The sequence below is a fragment of the Ruegeria sp. YTSC003 genome, from assembly GCF_059609785.1.
Map to the genome: position 1 here is coordinate 180,063 of NZ_JBXWMK010000008.1, position 17,368 is coordinate 197,430.

16 protein-coding genes are annotated in these 17,368 nt (G+C 60.7%); 1 reads left to right on the plus strand and 15 read right to left on the minus strand.

Features of this window, described 5'->3' with window-relative positions; translation table 11 throughout:
• Positions 1–9: 9 nt before the first annotated feature.
• The 10 genes from AC2FFH_RS16050 to cbiE all read right to left on the minus strand — a co-directional run bounded on the left by AC2FFH_RS16050 (position 10) and on the right by cbiE (position 10,127).
• Positions 10–1,380 (minus strand): tetratricopeptide repeat protein, encoded by a 1,371-nt coding sequence (locus AC2FFH_RS16050; protein ID WP_496844790.1) that lies wholly within the window; start codon positions 1,378–1,380, stop codon positions 10–12.
• A 181-nt stretch (positions 1,381–1,561) separates the two neighbouring features.
• Positions 1,562–2,746 carry a CaiB/BaiF CoA transferase family protein gene (locus AC2FFH_RS16055; protein WP_496768330.1) on the minus strand — a complete coding sequence of 395 codons (1,185 nt, stop codon included), beginning with the start codon at positions 2,744–2,746 and terminating at the stop codon, positions 1,562–1,564.
• On the minus strand, positions 2,733–4,352 hold the full coding sequence (locus AC2FFH_RS16060) for a thiamine pyrophosphate-binding protein (RefSeq protein WP_496844791.1): 1,620 nt from the start codon (positions 4,350–4,352) through the stop codon (positions 2,733–2,735). The genes AC2FFH_RS16055 and AC2FFH_RS16060 overlap by 14 nt, the downstream gene beginning before the upstream one ends.
• Positions 4,353–4,430: 78 nt before the next feature.
• Positions 4,431–4,889 carry a DUF302 domain-containing protein gene (locus AC2FFH_RS16065; RefSeq protein ID WP_496844792.1) on the minus strand — a complete coding sequence of 153 codons (459 nt, stop codon included), beginning with the start codon at positions 4,887–4,889 and terminating at the stop codon, positions 4,431–4,433.
• Positions 4,890–4,989: 100 nt separating this feature from the next.
• Complete coding sequence (cobF, locus tag AC2FFH_RS16070; protein ID WP_496777476.1) at positions 4,990–5,733, minus strand: precorrin-6A synthase (deacetylating); 744 nt, start codon at positions 5,731–5,733, stop codon at positions 4,990–4,992.
• Complete coding sequence (gene cobA / locus AC2FFH_RS16075; RefSeq protein ID WP_496844793.1) at positions 5,726–6,454, minus strand: uroporphyrinogen-III C-methyltransferase; 729 nt, start codon at positions 6,452–6,454, stop codon at positions 5,726–5,728. Before cobA ends, cobF begins: the two co-directional genes overlap by 8 nt.
• Positions 6,451–7,779 (minus strand): cobyrinic acid a,c-diamide synthase CobB, encoded by a 1,329-nt coding sequence (locus AC2FFH_RS16080; RefSeq protein WP_496844794.1) that lies wholly within the window; start codon positions 7,777–7,779, stop codon positions 6,451–6,453. The genes cobA and AC2FFH_RS16080 overlap by 4 nt, the downstream gene beginning before the upstream one ends.
• Entirely contained in the window at positions 7,772–8,566 is a 795-nt protein-coding gene (gene cobM, locus AC2FFH_RS16085) for a precorrin-4 C(11)-methyltransferase (protein ID WP_496844795.1), read from the minus strand. The genes AC2FFH_RS16080 and cobM overlap by 8 nt, the downstream gene beginning before the upstream one ends.
• On the minus strand, positions 8,563–8,931 hold the full coding sequence (locus AC2FFH_RS16090) for a cobalamin biosynthesis protein (RefSeq protein WP_496844797.1): 369 nt from the start codon (positions 8,929–8,931) through the stop codon (positions 8,563–8,565). Before AC2FFH_RS16090 ends, cobM begins: the two co-directional genes overlap by 4 nt.
• Positions 8,928–10,127, minus strand: a complete 1,200-nt coding sequence (cbiE, locus tag AC2FFH_RS16095; RefSeq protein WP_496777485.1) for a precorrin-6y C5,15-methyltransferase (decarboxylating) subunit CbiE — start codon at positions 10,125–10,127, stop codon at positions 8,928–8,930. The genes AC2FFH_RS16090 and cbiE overlap by 4 nt, the downstream gene beginning before the upstream one ends.
• Here cbiE and AC2FFH_RS16100 point away from each other — a divergent pair.
• Entirely contained in the window at positions 10,126–10,875 is a 750-nt protein-coding gene (locus tag AC2FFH_RS16100; protein ID WP_496844798.1) for a cobalt-precorrin-6A reductase, read from the plus strand. The genes cbiE and AC2FFH_RS16100 overlap by 2 nt on opposite strands.
• Here AC2FFH_RS16100 and cobJ read toward each other — a convergent pair.
• The 5 genes from cobJ to cobN are packed head-to-tail and all read right to left on the minus strand — an operon-like array spanning position 10,848 to position 17,368.
• The gene (cobJ, locus tag AC2FFH_RS16105; RefSeq protein WP_496768349.1) at positions 10,848–11,600 is read right to left on the minus strand and encodes a precorrin-3B C(17)-methyltransferase; all 753 of its coding nucleotides are present in this window, start codon (positions 11,598–11,600) and stop codon (positions 10,848–10,850) included. The genes AC2FFH_RS16100 and cobJ overlap by 28 nt on opposite strands.
• Entirely contained in the window at positions 11,597–12,325 is a 729-nt protein-coding gene (locus AC2FFH_RS16110; protein ID WP_496768351.1) for a precorrin-2 C(20)-methyltransferase, read from the minus strand. Before AC2FFH_RS16110 ends, cobJ begins: the two co-directional genes overlap by 4 nt.
• The gene (locus AC2FFH_RS16115; RefSeq protein ID WP_496768353.1) at positions 12,322–12,951 is read right to left on the minus strand and encodes a precorrin-8X methylmutase; all 630 of its coding nucleotides are present in this window, start codon (positions 12,949–12,951) and stop codon (positions 12,322–12,324) included. The genes AC2FFH_RS16110 and AC2FFH_RS16115 overlap by 4 nt, the downstream gene beginning before the upstream one ends.
• Positions 12,951–14,078, minus strand: a complete 1,128-nt coding sequence (locus AC2FFH_RS16120) for a ferredoxin-like domain-containing protein (protein WP_496739706.1) — start codon at positions 14,076–14,078, stop codon at positions 12,951–12,953. The genes AC2FFH_RS16115 and AC2FFH_RS16120 overlap by 1 nt, the downstream gene beginning before the upstream one ends.
• A complete protein-coding gene (gene cobN, locus AC2FFH_RS16125; RefSeq protein ID WP_496844800.1) occupies positions 14,075–17,368 on the minus strand; it encodes a cobaltochelatase subunit CobN in 3,294 nt (1,097 codons plus the stop codon). Before cobN ends, AC2FFH_RS16120 begins: the two co-directional genes overlap by 4 nt.

The following is a 17,368-nucleotide window of genomic DNA, read 5'->3' on the forward strand; positions in this document are numbered from 1 at the left end:
TAGTTTTTGTTATTCAGCCGGGACGCTTTGTGCGTCTCCGTTGTCGCGTGCCGCATCGATCAATGTGCGGCGCGCAAGAGCGTAATTGTCTTCGCCCCCGGCTCTTTTGGCGCGACGGTCATCCAGAATGCGCTCGACAGCATCCAGGCGGCCGGCGCGCAGGCCGGAATCAATTGTGATGCGCTCGAATACATCACGTTGGGCGTGGCTTCCACCTGCCAGTTGCATACCTGCTCGAGCGCTTGATAAAAAGTCGAAGGCGTCGCCGTAAAGGCCTTCGCCAAAGGCCTCAAGTCCTTTTGCGGCCGCAATGCCCGGATCGGACATGCGGATCGGGGTGTCCCCCTGATTGCGCTGCGCATCTTTCTGAATACGCTGCAACATCTTGCTGGTCGCCTCTGGGCGATTGTCGCCGGTCAGGGCCAGAAGATAGTGAAGATCGGCAAAAATCAGGCAACCATCTTCGGTCCGTGCCGCACTGAGATCCGCCAGTTCTTCCCAGCGGTTGCCCACATTGACGCCCTCAAGCTCAAGTCGTGATAGCAGGGACGTGGCGTTCGAGATATCGCGGTAGTCGTCGGTTTTGTCCTGACGGATGTAGTTGTCATACAGCTCCATCACCTGATCGACCTGACCCAGATCCAGATGCATCAGCGCCTTGTGCCACCAGACGTGATAGCGAAAGTTGTTGCAGTGGGTCCAAGCCTCTTCGCGACCCGCGAGCCAATCAAGGCCCAGCTGCGCGTTGCCTGTCATCTCATGCACGTGTGCAACGGCGTGCAGACCCCAGGCATCGTCCGAGACCATCCACAGCGCCTGCCGTCCGGCGATTTCGGCCTTTTCGTAGGCACCGGTCTCTTCCAATGCAAAGGAATGACAACCCAGCAGGTAACCGCGGCCGGCATGATCGGGTTCATAAGCGGGAAGAACGCGCTCGATCGACCGGCGCATCCCTTCCGAGTCGCCAAGTACGAATCTTGTCGCGTGGCTGAGTTTCATGGCCAGCGAGTCTTGTGGGTGATCCCGCAGAATCTCTTCGAACTTTTGGATGGCTTGCGTGGGCAGGTCGGCCAGATACAGACCCAGCGCTTCGACATAGAGCCGTTCACGGGCCGAGACCGGCTGACGTTCCATGGCGCTGTTGGCGGCTGCCATTGCTTCGACGGCGACCGGCATCATCTCGCGGCGGCCCAGCAGGACCATGAACAAGCCTTTGATCGCGTGACCCAGGGCAAAATCGGGCTCAAGCTCAAGAACCTTGCCAAGATGCTGTGGCGTAACGGCGGCATGGGCCATGAACCCAAGCAGAACACCATCCCACGCCTCGGCACTTGCCGGGTGGCTGAGGGTGTTCATCTGTCCGAAAACGTCTTGCTTCATGTTCATGTTCCGATCCAATCGAGAATATCTACAGCACTTGATGTATCAGAGACTGTGGGCGGGTCGTATCAGTATCGGCCCTGCTCTCGAATTGGTGAAATGCCGTGTGGACAAAAATTGAAAAAAACTGCCGATTCAAGGGCATGTTTCAGCAACATGCCGCCGAAACGGGCACAGTGTTTCAATCGTCAAAGGGGTTTTTAGCGCGTAAAACGGCCTGCGTATCGGCCCCAAAGACGGGCGGGGCAGCCCGATATGTTACAGGTGTGCGCGACAGTTTCAGCGGATTCCCGATCAGTTGAACGTCGCCCGGTTCGGCCTGCATCGCGATCTGCATCTGGCGGGCTTCGACCTGATCGGTTGCAAAAACCTGATCCAAAGTCTGTGCCGGGCCAACCGGAACTTTGCGGGCCTCGAGATGCGCAATCATGGTCTCAGACGCGTGGGTCTTCACCACCGGACGCAGCACGGCGTTTAATGCGTCACGATTTTCCAGCCGGGCGGGGTTGGTGGCGAAACGGGGGTCATCAGCCAGATCGGGGTGCTCGATGCATTCACAGAAGCGTCGGAACTGACTGTCATTGCCAACGGCCAGAATGACGTGGCCATCGGCGGTTTCATAGACGTCATAGGGCACGATATTTGGGTGTCCGTTGCCGCGCCTTTGGGGCACGTTTCCCGAGGTCAGGTAGTTCACCCCTTCGTTGATCAACCAGGCAATCTGCGCATCCACCAGCGCCAGATCAATCTGCTGGCCTTCGCCGGTCTGATCGCGGTGGCGCAGGGCGGCCAGAATGCCGACACTTGCGTACATTCCGCACATAACATCGGCGATGCCCACGCCCACCTTCATCGGCGCGCCATCGGGTTCGCCTGTCAGCGACATGATCCCACCGTACCCCTGCGCCATCAGGTCATAACCCGGCTTAGACGCATTTGGCCCGGTCTGGCCGTAACCCGATATCGAGCAATAGACTAGGCTGGGAAAGTCTTGCGACAACGTGGCGTAGTCCAGACCGTATTTCGCCAATCCGCCGGGTTTGAAGTTCTCGATCAGAATGTCCGCATGCGAGGCCAACCGTTTGATTTCAGATTGCCCCTCGGTCGTGGTGATGTCGATAGCCACGGATTTCTTGTTGCGGTTGGCCGACATGAAATAAGCGCTTAGATCGGACCGGTTGCCTTGCGCGTCTTCGACGTAAGGAGGGCCCCATTGGCGGGTGTCATCCCCGCCGGTCGTGGGGTTTTCGATCTTGATCACGCTGGCCCCCAGATCGCCCAGCAACTGCGTGCAGGTCGGTCCGGCCAAAATGCGACTGAGGTCCAGGACTTTGACGCCCTTCAGCGGTCCTTCAGATCCGGCCATCATAGCCTCCACGATCAATTTCGGCGGCAATCACGGTGAAAGAGTTGGCCTTCAACGCCTCATTCAGGGCATTGCGCAGTTCCTCGCGGTTTCGAACGGTGTGACCGTTGCCGCCAAACGCCCGGCCCATGGCGGCAAAGTCATGGCGGTCGAAATCGACACCTCTGTTGCCCATCTGGCGCTGACGTTGTTTCAGCTCGATCAACGCGAGGCTTGCATCGACAAAGACCAGAAAGATCGGGTTTCCGCCCATTTCGGCGGCGGTCGACAGCTCTCCGGCGACCATCAGGAACCCGGCGTCGCCCGAAAAACTGATAACCGGGCGGTTTGGTTCGGCCAGTTTCAGACCAATCGCCATTGGCACGGCGCAGCCCATGGTACACAGCGCCGAGGACTGGATCAGTCCGCGTTCCTCGGAACAATCCCACATCTGACTCAGCAAGATACGATGCGCGCCGCTGTCGGCCGTAGCCAGCGTTTCGGCAGGCAGGGTTGCACGGGTTTCGGCGATGACGGCGGCGGGACCCCATTCCTCGTCGGTCGGGAACGCCTGAGCCAGCGCGGCTTTGACCTGTGCGGGTTCACCGCCCGGCCACGTATCGCGGGCAGGGTTGCCCTTTGCCATGGCCTCCAACGTAGCACCCGTATCGGCGACCATATTCAGGCTGGCCTGATGCATATAGTGGTCATTGATCACAGCCGAGATGTCGATAACGCGCTTTTCTTCGGGGTCCCAGACCTCGCGCCAGCCTGGGCGCATCTCAATAGGGTCGTAGCCAAGGCACAAGACTAGATCGGCTTGTTCGACCAGCGGCAAAAGGTGTTTGTCGGCCAGCGGTGACAATCCGGCCCCGCCAAGGCACAGGGGGTGATCTTCAGCCACAACTCCCTTGGCTTTGTAAGTCGTGACAAAGGGGATGCCAAAATGTTCCAGAAACGCCTGCACGATATTGCGCGACCCGTCATACAGCACGTCCAGCCCCACAATCGCAATGGGACGTTCCGCGTCAGCCACCCAACGGCGCGCTTTTTCAAGGCAATTGCCCTCTGGCGCGACGGCTGCAGCCCTGACAAGTCGCCGCTTCTTGACGCCGGACACACGCATATCCGCAACCGAGATCGGAACGTCGATATGCACCGGCCCGGGGCGCGACTGGTTGGCCAGCGATACGGCCTTGTCTGCCACGATATCCGCGCCCTGTGCCGTCAGTTTAAAGGTTCCTTTGGTGATCGAGCGATAGACCTGTGCGTGATCCATAACCTGATGGGTATAAGTCAGCGCTTCATTCGCATCGACGCAACCGGTCAGCACGATCATCGGCACCCGGTCTTGCAAGGCGTTGGCGACCACGTTGATCCCGTTCATCGCGCCGGGGCCAAGCGTCGCCACCAGAATGGCAGGTGCACCGTCGCGGTGATGCACGGCTTCGGCCATGAAACCGGCGGCGTTTTCGTGCTTGGTCAGGTGAAAGGTGATCCCCGCCTGTTCCAGCGCATCCACCAACGTCAGAATCTCGCCACCGGGCATACCAAAGGCATGGCGGCATCCGGCCTCGTAAAGTCTTTGGGCAAAAAGGTCCGCGGCGCGGGGCGAAAGGTCCTGCATTAGTTATGCTCCGAAATACTACGTCATTGCAGATTGCGGAGGACGCGTCCGGACGCAAGCAGGTTCACGGCAGTGTGACTAATTGACTGCGGATTCCGCCACGGCCTGAAACTTTTTATCCAGTTCCGTCGCAATTTCTTGCAGTGGCTCACCGCCTTGCTGGGCATAGGGCGCAAAGACATGGCTTGGGGTTTTGTAGGACAAAGTCGCCGTGCCGTCCGCATTTTCGGTCACGTAGAACCGGATGGGCGCTTCGATCATTGCGTTGACCGAGGTTTCCAGAACCCGAACTGCATAGTCGTTGTTAAAGGCACCGATCACTAAGTTTCCGGGAATGATGATGCCACGGGCCGCTGCCGCCTTGGTGGGCCCGGCCTGCGTTACAACAATCAGACCGTTATCTTTGACCGCGGCCTTCGTATCCGCGACCAACGCTTGATAGCTTTTGGCGGTCGAATGAATGGCCCAGCCTGGTAGAGCTTCTTGCGCCAGCGCGGGAAAGGCCAGCAAACACAGTACGGTCGAAATAGCCTTCATTGCGCTGTCCTCTTGGGTACGGGTGCGAAGTTGATGCCAGAAACTCGTATTTCGCGCAGTCACAATCCCGTGGGTAGCAGCCGCAGTGGATGCTTTCGGATCAGTCCAGGCGCCTTTTCAGCAGATAAATGTCCATGATCCAGCCATGATCTGCCCGCGCTTTTGCCCGTGTTTCGATAATCTGCGACGCCAAATCAGCCAAAGGACCGTGGATCAGGATTTCTTCCTTCATCCCCACATAAGCGCCCCACCAGATTTCGTAGTCGGCCATCTCAAGGCTTTGAAACGAACACTCGCCGTCCAGCATAACGGCCACTTTTGAAGCGTTTAGCGGCCAGCCTTCATCCCGAATGCGCCGACCGGTGGTCACGACATACGGCGCGCCCAGATCGTTGATCGGTATCGCATGCGCCGCCGTCAATGCCTGCAGCGCAGTGATGCCGGGGATCACACGTGTTTCCGGTTGGGGCTTCAGTCGTGAGGCGATGCGCAGCGAACTGTCATAAAGCGACGGATCGCCCCAGATCAAAAGAGCTACCCGCTTTGCATCAGGGTGCGCCGCGATCGCCTCTTGCCACCGCAGAGCGATGGCGTCGTGCCATTCATCAACACCGCGCAGATAGCCATCATCGGCGCGTCGTTTGGGAATATCAAAATATGCGATCTGTGGCGCGGTGTCGGTCACCTGCGCGATAATCTCTTCCCGCAAACCGGCCAGATCGGCCTTGTTTTTGCCTTTTCGTGGGATCAGGATCAGGTCTGCGTCCCGAATGGCACTAGCGCCTTGAAACGTCAGGTGGTCCGGATTGCCGGTGCCAATACCGATCAGGGTCAGGTCAAACATCGTCAGTCTCTGCAAGCGGGCCGTAAAGGATCAAGGCGGGGGCCGTGCCGATCTCAGCACCCAGCTTGTCCGCCAACTCACCGACCGTGGATCGGTGCAACACCTGATCCGGGGTCGAGACGGCTTCGGCCATCAGCGCCGGTGTATCCAGCGGCAATCCGTGTTCGTTCAATGTCTTTACCAGCAAAGGGAATGTCCGCTTGCCCATGAACACAACCGTGGTGGCATCTGGATCGGCAAGCGCGGCAAGGTTCAGGTCTTCGGGCAGTTTGCCGCTGACGTCATGGCCGGTGACAAATTGTACGCGACGCGCTGTGAGGCGCCGCGTCAGCGGAATGCCAGCTGCTGCCGCAGCCGCGACCGCAGACGGGATACCCGGAATGATCTCATATTCGATCCCGGCCTCGCGCAGCGCCACCAGTTCTTCTTCCAGACGTCCAAACAGACCGCCATCGCCGGATTTCAGTCGCACCACGCGCGCGCCAGTTTTTGCGTAATCCACCAACAGGCGGCTGACGTGGTCTTGTTTCGGTGACGGGCGACCGGCGCGTTTGCCGACCCCAACAAGGTCTGCGTCCTGATGCGCATGGTTCAGGATTGGGCCACTGCTGAGGTCATCGAACAGCACCGCGTCTGCCTTTTGCATCCGGTCCACGGCCTTAAGCGTCAGCAGTTCCGGATCCCCGGGACCAGAGCCAATGAACGAAACGAAACCGCTCATGCCTGCGCCTCTGCGATCAGATGAAAGAATGTTCCGGTCACGTTGCCACGAATTGATCCGGTTTGTGGTCCTTCAACCCCTTCAGCATCGAACACCCGTGCCAAAGGTGCGTCGGGTTGCTCGAGGATCGAAGAATAATGAAACTCATGGCCACGCAATGTCGCTTCAGCGGCGTACCCTGCCATTGGGGCCAACAATTGCGCCTTGCGATACCCAAGATTGAACTTTCGCTTCTCATAGGAGGTCACGAGCCCAAGCAGACCTGCCATTTGATGTCGGACTCCTTCCTTGTCGACCAGAGCTTCGCCCAAGGCCATGTACCCACCGCACTCACCATGAACGGGTTTTGTCTCCGCATGTTTGCGCAGACCGCTCAGGAATGTGTCGGCAGCAGCCAAAGTGCCCGCGTGCAATTCAGGATAGCCACCGGGCAACCAGACCATATCGGCATCCGCAGCCGGGGATTCGTCGGCCAGCGGTGAAAACGACAGGATTTCCGCCCCTGCTGCGCGCCAGCCTTCCAGCAAATGTGGGTAGGTGAACGAAAACGCCGCATCCCGTGCAAGCGCGATCCGCTGTGCCGGAGGCCGCGGCAGCGCGGCTGACGATGGCCCCTTGGGGCCTGAGGAAGCCGCCGCCTTGATCGCCTCAAGATCCACATGCTCGCGCAGGAATGTGGCGTATCCGGCAATCGCGCTTTCCAGATCCGGGTGCTCGACCGCCTGAATCAACCCAAGATGCCGCTCGGGCAAGGTCAGATCTCCACGCCGGGGCAACACGCCCAGAACCGGCAATCCTGCTCGCTCCATACCCAACCGGGTCAGGCGTTCGTGGCGTGGGCTGGCGCAGCGGTTCAGGATCACACCGGCAAAGGCCAGGTCTGGATTGTACATCCGAAATCCCAGCGCAGTGGCCGCCGCAGATTGCGCCTGACCGCCCACATCCAGCACCAGGACCACAGGCCATCCCATACGCTGTGCGGTTTCGGCGCTTGATCCGTGCCCAAGCTCTCCGGGCTTGGCAACGCCGTCGAACAGGCCCATCGAACCTTCGGCCACGACGATATCCGCGCCCTCGGCCTGGGCAGAAATCGCGTTCAGCAGCGGATCGGCCATCGCCCAGCTGTCCAGGTTGAACGAGGCGCGTCCGGCCGCAGCACGGTGAAAGGCTGGATCGATATAGTCCGGTCCGCTCTTGAACGGTTGCACCGTCAGGCCGTCCTCGGCAAGCGCACGCAGAAGACCCAGCATGACGGTGGTTTTGCCCGTCCCGGAAGACGGCGCAGAAATCAGTAGTCCCGGAGGGTTGGTCATCCCGTCATTCATTCTCGGGGCTCCAGCTTGACCACGGGCTGTCCGCGCTTTGCGGGCGGTACCGGCGGTCGTAATCTTTTGAATAGAGACAGCTTTCGTCAAAACCTTCGCCGGCAAGTGCCGGGCCAACCATGATCAGAGCGGTCCGGGAAATACTTTCGTCCAGCGCGTCTTTCAGGGTCGCCAACGTGGCCCGAATGATCCGTTCGTCTGGCCAGCTGGCGCGATATACCACTGCCACCGGGCAGTCTGCTCCATAGGCCGGGGTCAGATCCGCGATCACCTTGTCCAGATTTCCGATCGACAGATGAATGGCCAAAGTTGCACCAGTGCGGGCAAAGTTCTCAAGCGTTTCGCCTTCAGGCATCGAGGATGCACGGCCGGGTGTCCGGGTCAAAACGACAGACTGTGCAAGTCCGGGCAGGGTTAGTTCCGTTCCCAACGAGGCCGCGGCGGCCGCAAAGGACGGCACGCCCGGTGTGACACTGACGGGAATGCCCATTTCTTTCAGCCTCCGGATCTGTTCGCCCATAGCCGACCAGACGGACAGGTCTCCGGAATGCAGCCGAGCGACGTCCTGACCTGCCTTATGTGCGGTCTCGATTTCGACCATGATCTGGTCCAGATCCATCGGCGCGGTGTTGATGATCTTTGCGCCCTCGGGGCAGTGGGCCAGAATTTCCTCGGGCACCAGCGATCCTGCATACAGGCACACCGGGCACGACGCGATGATATCACGCCCCCGCAGGGTCAGAAGGTCGGCAGCGCCGGGCCCGGCACCGATGAAATGAACGGTCATGTTTGTCCTCCGATGGCGACGGCGCAGGTTGCAAGCCGGTCGTCCGAAATCTGTCTGGGTGAGGTCAGCCGCGCGCCTGTTCCGGCAGCGGCAAGGGCGGATGCTTCGGCTACGCTGCCGGTGCCATATGTGGCACGGCTGCGGTTCGAGCAGGTGAGAGTGCGCTGTCCCGCCAGATCGGCAGCAGCGATGAAATGCAGGGGCAGGGCGGTCTCTGCGGCAAACTCCGACAGCGCGGCGTGACCTTCCTTGTCGGCAACAGTGGCAAGCGCGTCAACCTTTCGTCCAACGCTGGCCCGCTTAAATACGGCGCGCAGGCTGTCCACGGTCGCCGTTGATGAAAACCCTAACCCTGCGATGATCATAGGATTACGCTCCACTGCACCACCGGATATGCGGATTTCCAGCCGCGCCGAGGTCCCAGTGCCGAAGCCTGCGCCAGTTCGATACGCAAAAGTTCTCCGCCCAGTTTTTCGTGCCATTGCGCCAGTAAGGCTTCGCTTTCCAGCGTCACAGCATTGGCGACCAGCCTGGTGCCGGCGGGCAGGGCGGTGTGTAACCAGGTCAGCAATTCGGTACTCAGGCCGCCGCCGATGAATACCACATCCGGAAACCCAAGGCCGTCCAACGCGGTTGGCGCGGTGCCATGCACAACTTGCAGCCGGTCTTGCCCCAGCGTGTCGGCATTTCGGCGAATGCGGTCCGCGCGATCCTCGCGGGGTTCGATCGTGGTTGCGGTCAGGGTCGGGTCGCACATCAGCCACTCGATGCTGATCGAGCCGGTGCCGCCGCCGATATCCCACAGATGCTCGCCGCGCTTGGGGGCCAGCGCCGACAGAGTCAGCGCCCGCACGGGGCGTTTGGTGATCTGGCCATCATTTTCGAAGATATCATCCGGCTTACCCGAGGCCTTGGGCAGCGCCTGTCCTTCACCCGCAACTTCAAGCCCAACGCAGACTGGATGGTCGAACCCGCCCAGCAGGGCTTCGGTCAGCGACACGCTGCGCGACCGTTCGCGGGGGCCGCCAAGGGCCTCCATCACGTGCAACTGCGTATCGGCAAACCCTGTTTCGTTCAGATATGTCGCAAGCTCGGCCACCGCAGCGCCGTTGCGCAGCAACAGAATGGCGCGCAATCCAGGCGAAAGATGCGGGCGCAGACGGGTCAGCGGGGCGGCGTGCAGACCAAATGTCTGCGTACTTTCTAACGGCCAGCCCAGACGTGCCGCAGCGAGCGAGAACGTGGACTGACCCGGATGGGCTGTCCATTCTCCGGCGTCGAAGTTGCGCGCGATTACCGAGCCCGCGCCGAACCAGAACGGATCGCCCGAGGCCAGAACAACTGTTGGGCGTCCGCGAAACCCGGTCAGGATCGGCAGGCCGTCGGAAAAAGGCACGGGCCAATCTACGCGCTTGGCGCCTGTGTCGGGGATCAGTGACAAATGGCGCGGCGGGCCCATAATGATTTCGGCACGCTCCAGTACTTGACGACTTGCGGGTGACAGGCCATCCAGTCCATCTTCGCCCAAGCCCAAAACGCTTAGCCACGGAGCTTCATGCATGACCAACCTCCTGATCCTTGGTGGCACGACCGAGGCCAATGCACTGGCCAAAACCTTGGCCGATCAGGGCATCCCGGCAACCTATTCCTATGCCGGTCGGGTAGACAATCCAAGGCCGCAGCCCCTGCCAGTGCGTGTTGGAGGGTTCGGCGGCGTCGACGGCCTGGCCCGTTACCTGACGGACCACGCGATCACTCATGTAGTCGATGCCACCCATCCCTTTGCCGCGCAAATGAGTACCAACGCCATTTCCGCGTGTCGCGAGGCCGGGGTGCCCATGGCCGCTTTGACCCGTCCGGCATGGCGCGCGCAAGACGGAGATCGTTGGCAGCACGTTTCTGACATTGACGCGGCAGTTGCCGCTTTGAGAGGTCCTAAGCGGCGTGTTTTTCTGGCCGTTGGCCGCCTGCATCTTGAAGATTTCGCGGCTCAGTCCCAACATCACTTCTTGCTGAGGCTGGTGGATGAACCGGATGCACTGCCGCTGCCCGATTGCGAGGCGATCGTGTCGCGCGGACCTTTCACCGAAGCAGGGGACCGGGCGTTGATGCTGCAGCATGGCATTGAACTGGTTGTGTCCAAGAACTCTGGCGGTACCGGTGCACGCGCCAAGCTGGATGCCGCGCGCGCTCTGGGCGTACCGGTGTTGATGATCGACAGGCCGCCCCTTCCGCAAAGGACCGAATTGTCGAACGTGACGCAGGTTCTGGACTGGTTGGCTCATTCCGGGGTGAACCTCGGGGTATAGACGATCGGCGCGCTGTCACGGTTGATGACGCGCGTCAGGGATGACCCGACAATGACGACGGTTTGCATGTCGGCCATGTCAGGTGTCGCCTCGGCCAGTGTCGAAATCCGGATCGCCTCATCAACGCGGGATACGGCGCGCGCGAACAGGATCAAGCGTTCGGGCTCACATTCTTCGCGTAGGATTTCCAGTGTTTTCACAAAGCCTTCCGGGCGGGATTTCGAGCGTGGGTTATAAAACGCCATCGCGAAATCCGCCTGCGCCGCAAGTCGAAGACGTTTTTCAACCAGCGACCAGGGTTTCAGATTGTCGCTGAGGTTGATGGCGCAAAAATCATGTCCCAGTGGTGCCCCGGCTCGCGCGGATGCCGCTAGCATCGCGGTGATCCCCGGCAGCACTTCGATGGGAATTTTGCGCCACTTAGCGGGGCCATTTTCCAGCGCCTCAAATACTGCGGCGGCCATCGCGAAGACCCCGGGATCACCCGAGGACACAACGACCACGCGCTTGCCCTCAGCCGCCATCTGCAACGCGTGTTGGGATCGGTCGATCTCGACCCGGTTGTCGCTAGCATGCAGCGTCAACCCGGGGCGTTCCGCCACGCGTGCGACATAGGGGATATAGCCGACCACGTCCGTGGCATCCATCAACGCAGCTGAAACCTCGGGGGTTACAAGATCTTCGTTACCAGGCCCCAGACCCGCAATCTTGACCCAACCGCTCATGGCCGCCGTCCTTGACCATGCACGATGATGATCGAGAAATAGGGCGTCACCTTTTCGCATGCCTCGGACAGTTTCGTCACCACCTGGTTCGGCATCTGCGCAAACTCGACAATCCATGCGCGGTCATACAAACCGGCTGTTTTCAGCGCGCGCTTTACCTTGTCTATATTGCGTCCGATTTTCATGACAACCAAAGCATCAGTCTGCGCCATGCGAATTGCCAGATCTTCTTCAGGCAGGGTACCGACCAGTACCGTCAGCACATCATCGCCCCAAGTGATCGGATTACCCGTTGCGGTCCACGCGCCGGACATTCCGGTGATGGCTGGCACGACCTCAACATCAGCCTGATCGCGCAAGCGGCTGTAAAGATGCATGAAAGATCCATAGAAAAACGGGTCGCCCTCGCACAAAACCACCACGTCCTCGCCCTGATCCGACAGAGCTTTGAGATGCGCGGCACAGTCCTTGTAAAAGGCCGAGAGCAATTCGTTATAGCGCGGATCATCCAGTGGAATTTCAGTCGTGACAGGGTATTCCATGGGAAACTCAACAGCGCTGTCCGGGATCATCCCATTGACGATCTTGCGCGCCTGACCGCTGCGACCGGGCTTGCGAAAGAACGCCACGTGGCGCGCATTGCGCAGCAGGCGGTAGGCCCGCACGCTCATCAGGTCCGGGTCACCGGGACCAAGGCCCACGCCGTATATCTTGCCGCCGCTCATTCGGCGCGGCTCGCAATGGCGTTGATTGCGGCTACGGTGATGGCGCTGCCGCCCAGACGGCCCTTGATGATGCAAGAGGGCACGGGCTGCGCCTCCCACAATGCGTCCTTGGATTCGACGGCACCGACAAAGCCCACCGGGCACCCGATGATGGCGGCCGGGCGTGGGCAATCGGGGTCTTCCAGCATATTCAGTAGGTGGAACAGAGCGGTCGGCGCATTACCGATCGCGACCAGAGCGCCTTCCAGATGCGGACGCCACAGCTCCAGAGCAGCAGCGGATCGGGTGTTGCTCATCTCAGCCGCCAGTGGGCGCACGCGTTCGTCATGCAGAGTGCAGATCACCTCATTATCGGCCGGCAGGCGGAAGCGGGTCACACCCTCGCTGACCATTCGCGCATCGCACAGTATAGGTGCGCCATTCTCTAACGCGGTCCTTGCGGCTGGCACGAAACCGGGCGAAAAATGTACGAATTCTTCCAGACCGACCATTCCGGCGGCGTGGATCATGCGAACCGCAACCTGCTCTTCATCAGCGTCAAAACGCGCCAGATTGGCCTCGGACCGGATTGTGGCAAAGCTTTGCTTATAGATCGCTGCGCCGTCGGTTTCGTATTCATAGGGCATCAGGTGAGGTCCATAGTCATAAGTGTTTCGGGTGTCAGCCCGCGTTGGGACGGCTCATCCCCCGCGCGACCGTTTTTGACAAGATCAAATCGTCCGTCGTTGCCGACCAGTGTAACATTTGCCGGACCCATACGGGCACAGCCTTTGGCGCAACCGGATACATGCAAACTTCCTGGGATTTGGGCGGCCAAGACGCGGGCAACTTCGCGGGTTTCCACCTGAGCTTGCGGGCAGAACGGTGCGCCGGGGCAGGCATCGGTTGTCATCAGCGGGTCGGTGCCATCTATGACAAAGTCCGGTGCTTGTATCGCCGCCCCGCCTTCCAGCAGAATCAGCCGCCATGGGGTGACCCGCAAGGCAGACGCCCCGCTGTCTGCAATGAGGTCAGAGAGCTGTCGCGCCGGCAATTGTCCGAACACCGCGCCATACAACACACCCAGATCGCAGACGCCGGGCTGCGGCGGTGTGCCGATGTCACCGGGCGCGCTGCCTTGCCACTCCGCTGGCAAATCCTGCGTCGCGGCCACCCGCGCCATGCGGCGGGTTTCTGGCGTGAAACGTTCGGAAAACCATCCGGCCAAGGCGATAAGCCGGTCAATTGCGTTGGTTTCTGTGACCCGGCAGCCAGTCTTGGCCCCGTCGGCGCGCAGGATGAGGCCATCAGTGCCTGCCTCGACCCGGATATCGGCCGAATCCGCCGCCAACAGGCGCTTGGGGCCAGTGTCGATGGCAAAGCCGAATTTGGCGGGCAGAGTCGGCAATTCCTCCAACCGGTCGATCAGTTCCTGTGTCAGATGTGCGGTTCGATCACTTGATCGGTATAGGGGCGACACCAGGATATTGCGGCGCATTTCAATACCGGGCTCAGCATCCAAAAGGTTCAGCGCGGCCAGCTCGGCCAGCAATGCTTGATGATCGTCTTCTTTTACCCCGCGCAGCTGTAAATTGGCGCGGTTGGTCAGGTCGATCGTGCCATTGCCAAATTGCTCGGCCAACTCACAAAGACCACGTGTTTGTTCCGCGCTCAAACGGGCCAGACGCGGGCGCGCCCGAACCACCAGACCATCGCCCGACATCATCGGCCGATGCGCACCGGGGCACCAACCCTGAACGACCGGGGCGCTCATCCCAGCCCCTCCAGATCGGCCCGGATTGAGTTGCGGCGGGTGTTCCAAAGGCCCGCGTCCAACAACGCGCGGAACCTGTCCTGCATGGCCTGATACGCGCGCGGGTTGGCCTCTTGCAAAAACGCGTCGACCTCGGCGTCGCCCAAAGTGGCGTCGTGATAGAGGTCGAACAGATGCGGCGCGACCGTGCCTGACAGATGGGCGAAAGAGGCCATGTGATCCAGTGTCGCCGCAATTTCGGCAGCGCCTCGGAAGCCATGCCTTTGCATGCCTGCAATCCAGTTCGGGTTGGCGGCACGCGCATGAACCACACGGCTGATTTCTTCAGGCAACGTTCGGGCGCGCGGGCTATCCGGGTTGGTGTTGTCCAGATGGTATAGCTGCGCCGTACCACCAGTGACTTTCTTGGCGGCGGCGAAACCAGCCTCGTGCGTGGCATAGTCGTTGGCCAACAGCAGATCGGTTTCGGTCAGATCCTGCAGGTGCACGAAACTGTCGGCATTCGTGACCCGTTGGGTAATGCCGTCCATATCCTGTGTGATGTGTTCGCCTTCCAAAGCGAAAGAACTGGCCTCAAGCCATGCCTTACCCGCCTGCGCGCGGGCCTCATCCGTATAGATTTCGGACAGCTGGGTCATGTTCACGCCATAGCTGCCCGGTGCCGGGCCAAAGACGCGCGCTGCCGGGGCCTGCCCGGCATATGGGTTCCAGTCTGGCGCTTCATCGCGTTCCGACAACGCGCGAACAGCTTGACCATAAAGCGCCGAAAGGGTCGGGAACACATCGCGGAACAAGCCTGAGACACGCAACGTCACGTCCAGACGCGGGCGGCTGAGGTCAGTGATGGGCAGCACTTCGATGCCCGACACCCGCTCGGACCCTTTGTCCCAAACGGGTTTGACGCCCAGCAAGTGCAGCGCCATGGCAAACTCTTCGCCCGCCGTGCGCATCGTGGCTGAACCCCAGAGATCAACGATCAGCCCCTTGGGATAATCGCCCTCTTCCTGCAGGTGTCGCCGCACCAATTCTTCTGCCAGCTTGACGCCTTGGGTATAGGCTGCACGGGTGGGGACTGAGCGCGGATCGGTGGTATACAGATTGCGCCCGGTGGGCAGCACGTCTGACCGTCCGCGGTAGGGGGACCCGGACGGGCCTGCCTCGATCCGTTTGCCAGCCAGCGCGTCGATCAATGCCCGGCGTTCGGCATGGGCAGAAGGAGCCGTGTCAAAATTGGCGGTGGCTTCGGGCACACGTCCAAAGATATGCAACCCGTCGCCGAACTGGCTTTCTTTGATGTCACAGACGAAACGGTCGATGCGAGTGATCGCCTCGGCGATGCAGGTGGCCTGATCGAGGCCAAGGTCGCTCTCCAGCCCGATGGCTTGCGCTTCGTCCCGGATATCTTCTTGCAGGCGGTCGCGACGTTTGGGGTCCAAGCCATCAGCGTTCGAGAATTCGTCCAGCAGCGATTCCAGCCGAACCATCCGATCCGGGGTACCGCTTTCTCTCATCGGCGGTGGGATATGACCCAGCGTGACCGCCCCGATCCGGCGCTTGGCCTGCGCGGCCTCGCCAGGGTCGTTGACGATGAAGGGGTAAATGACAGGCAGGTCGCCGATCAGCGCTTCGGGCCAGCATTCGTTGGACAGCGCGACCGACTTGCCGGGCAGCCATTCCAGCGTGCCGTGCGCGCCGATATGGATCAGCGCATCCGCACTAAGACCTTTGCGCAGCCAAAGGTAGAAGGCCACGTAGCTGTGGCGCGGGGTACGCGACAGGTCATGATAATCGTCATCACGCAACTCGGGCGTGCCGCGTTCAGGTTGCAACGCGACCAGCGCCTTGCCGCGGCGCAGGGCGGTGAAGTGGAACGCGCCATCTGCAAAGGCCGGATCATCCTCGGGCTTGCCCCAGACGATTTCGAGGTCTGCGCGCAGTTGTTCCGGCAATTCTGCTAGCGCAGTCAGATATTCGCCAAGCGACCACGTAATCCGCGCGTCCAACAACGTATCAGAAATCGGCTGGGCAGGAGCGGTGTCATACCCTTCGCCCAGCAGGTCAGACAGCATCGCCTCGGCCGAGGCCAAAGCATCAAGGCCTACCGCATGGGCCATCTGCCAATCCTTGCCGGGATAGGTGGACAGCACCAAGGCGGGCACCTGATCCCCTTTGGGCTTGTCGTTCAGGTTCAGCCAGCCGACGACACGGTCGATGATGGCCTCGATCCGTTCCGGTTCAGCCCGGTGGGCAAAACGTGAATACTCCAGATGCGGGTCACGCTTGCCCGGTTCCTTGAACGAAGCAATGCCTGCAGAAATTCGCCCGTCCACTTCAGGCAGGACAACGTGCATAGCCAAATCAGCGGGCGAAAGACCGCGTTCCGCCTCGGCCCAGGCTTTGCGGCGGGACGTAGCGAGAGCAACCTGAAACACCGGCACATTGGCGGCGTCCAGTGGAGAGGTGCCGGATGCGCCTTTGCCCGAAAACGCGGTGGCGTTGATGATGGCCGACGGTTCAAGGGAGGCGATGTTCTCGCGCAGCCAATCGGCGGCTGCAGGTGCTTTCAGCGAGGGAGCGAACATGCCTACAGCTTCGATGCCGCGTTCCCGCAATCGGCGGATCAGGGCTGCGACCGGGGCGGTGTCTGCAGATGTCAGATAAGCACGATAGAAAGTCACCAGAATACGCTTCGCGCCGCTCGAGAATGCTGTTTCGACCGGGACTACGCCACGATCCGGGCACCACGCGCCGCACTCTGGCAAGGTCTTAGCGCCCATCACCGGCCCGGCATAAAGCCCCGCCGCAAGCGCCATTTGAGCCAAGGCCGCTTGCGCCGCGACTTCGCCACCGGTGTCACACAGATGCGCAAGCCGCCGCAGGGTTGAGACGGGCAGGGTGGAGTAATCATCCAGCCGCGTATCCTCACGCCCATCGGCAGGTAGGACGGCCAGTGCGATCCCCTTGGATTGCGCCAGCGCCAGAACTTGCTGCAAGCCATAGGACCAGTAAGGCACGCCGCCGATCAAACGGATCAGAATGCCCTTGGCGCCCTCGAGCGTTTGCTCGACATAAGTGTCGACGGACAACGGGTGTTTCAGTGCTGTCAGGTTGGCCAGCCGCATTGTCGGCATTCGCCCTTCGGCCCCGCCACCGCGATGCCAGCCCGCCGCGAAAGCACCAAGGTCACTGTCCGAAAAGGACAGCACCACCAGATCCGCCGGACTTTGGCCCAGATCGGTCGGGGTCTCGGTTTCCTCGAGCCCGTGGCTTTCGCGGAAGACGACGTGCAT

Excerpts from the sequence above, each read along its gene's own strand:
- AC2FFH_RS16080 (WP_496844794.1), bottom strand. The coding sequence starts at position 7,779 with ATGAATGACGGGATGACCAACCCTCCGGGACTACTGATTTCTGCGCCG.
- cobF (WP_496777476.1), bottom strand. The coding sequence starts at position 5,733 with ATGTTTGACCTGACCCTGATCGGTATTGGCACCGGCAATCCGGACCAC.
- AC2FFH_RS16110 (WP_496768351.1), bottom strand. The coding sequence starts at position 12,325 with ATGAGCGGCGGCAAGATATACGGCGTGGGCCTTGGTCCCGGTGACCCG.
- AC2FFH_RS16100 (WP_496844798.1), top strand. The coding sequence starts at position 10,126 with ATGACCAACCTCCTGATCCTTGGTGGCACGACCGAGGCCAATGCACTG.
- AC2FFH_RS16120 (WP_496739706.1), bottom strand. The coding sequence starts at position 14,078 with ATGAGCGCCCCGGTCGTTCAGGGTTGGTGCCCCGGTGCGCATCGGCCG.
- cobA (WP_496844793.1), bottom strand. The coding sequence starts at position 6,454 with ATGAGCGGTTTCGTTTCGTTCATTGGCTCTGGTCCCGGGGATCCGGAA.
- AC2FFH_RS16115 (WP_496768353.1), bottom strand. The coding sequence starts at position 12,951 with ATGCCCTATGAATACGAAACCGACGGCGCAGCGATCTATAAGCAAAGC.
- AC2FFH_RS16055 (WP_496768330.1), bottom strand. The coding sequence starts at position 2,746 with ATGGCCGGATCTGAAGGACCGCTGAAGGGCGTCAAAGTCCTGGACCTC.
- AC2FFH_RS16050 (WP_496844790.1), bottom strand. The coding sequence starts at position 1,380 with ATGAAGCAAGACGTTTTCGGACAGATGAACACCCTCAGCCACCCGGCA.
- cobM (WP_496844795.1), bottom strand. The coding sequence starts at position 8,566 with ATGACCGTTCATTTCATCGGTGCCGGGCCCGGCGCTGCCGACCTTCTG.
- cobN (WP_496844800.1), bottom strand. The coding sequence starts at position 17,368 with ATGCACGTCGTCTTCCGCGAAAGCCACGGGCTCGAGGAAACCGAGACC.
- cobJ (WP_496768349.1), bottom strand. The coding sequence starts at position 11,600 with ATGAGCGGTTGGGTCAAGATTGCGGGTCTGGGGCCTGGTAACGAAGAT.
- cbiE (WP_496777485.1), bottom strand. The coding sequence starts at position 10,127 with ATGCATGAAGCTCCGTGGCTAAGCGTTTTGGGCTTGGGCGAAGATGGA.
- AC2FFH_RS16060 (WP_496844791.1), bottom strand. The coding sequence starts at position 4,352 with ATGCAGGACCTTTCGCCCCGCGCCGCGGACCTTTTTGCCCAAAGACTT.
- AC2FFH_RS16090 (WP_496844797.1), bottom strand. The coding sequence starts at position 8,931 with ATGATCATCGCAGGGTTAGGGTTTTCATCAACGGCGACCGTGGACAGC.
- AC2FFH_RS16065 (WP_496844792.1), bottom strand. The coding sequence starts at position 4,889 with ATGAAGGCTATTTCGACCGTACTGTGTTTGCTGGCCTTTCCCGCGCTG.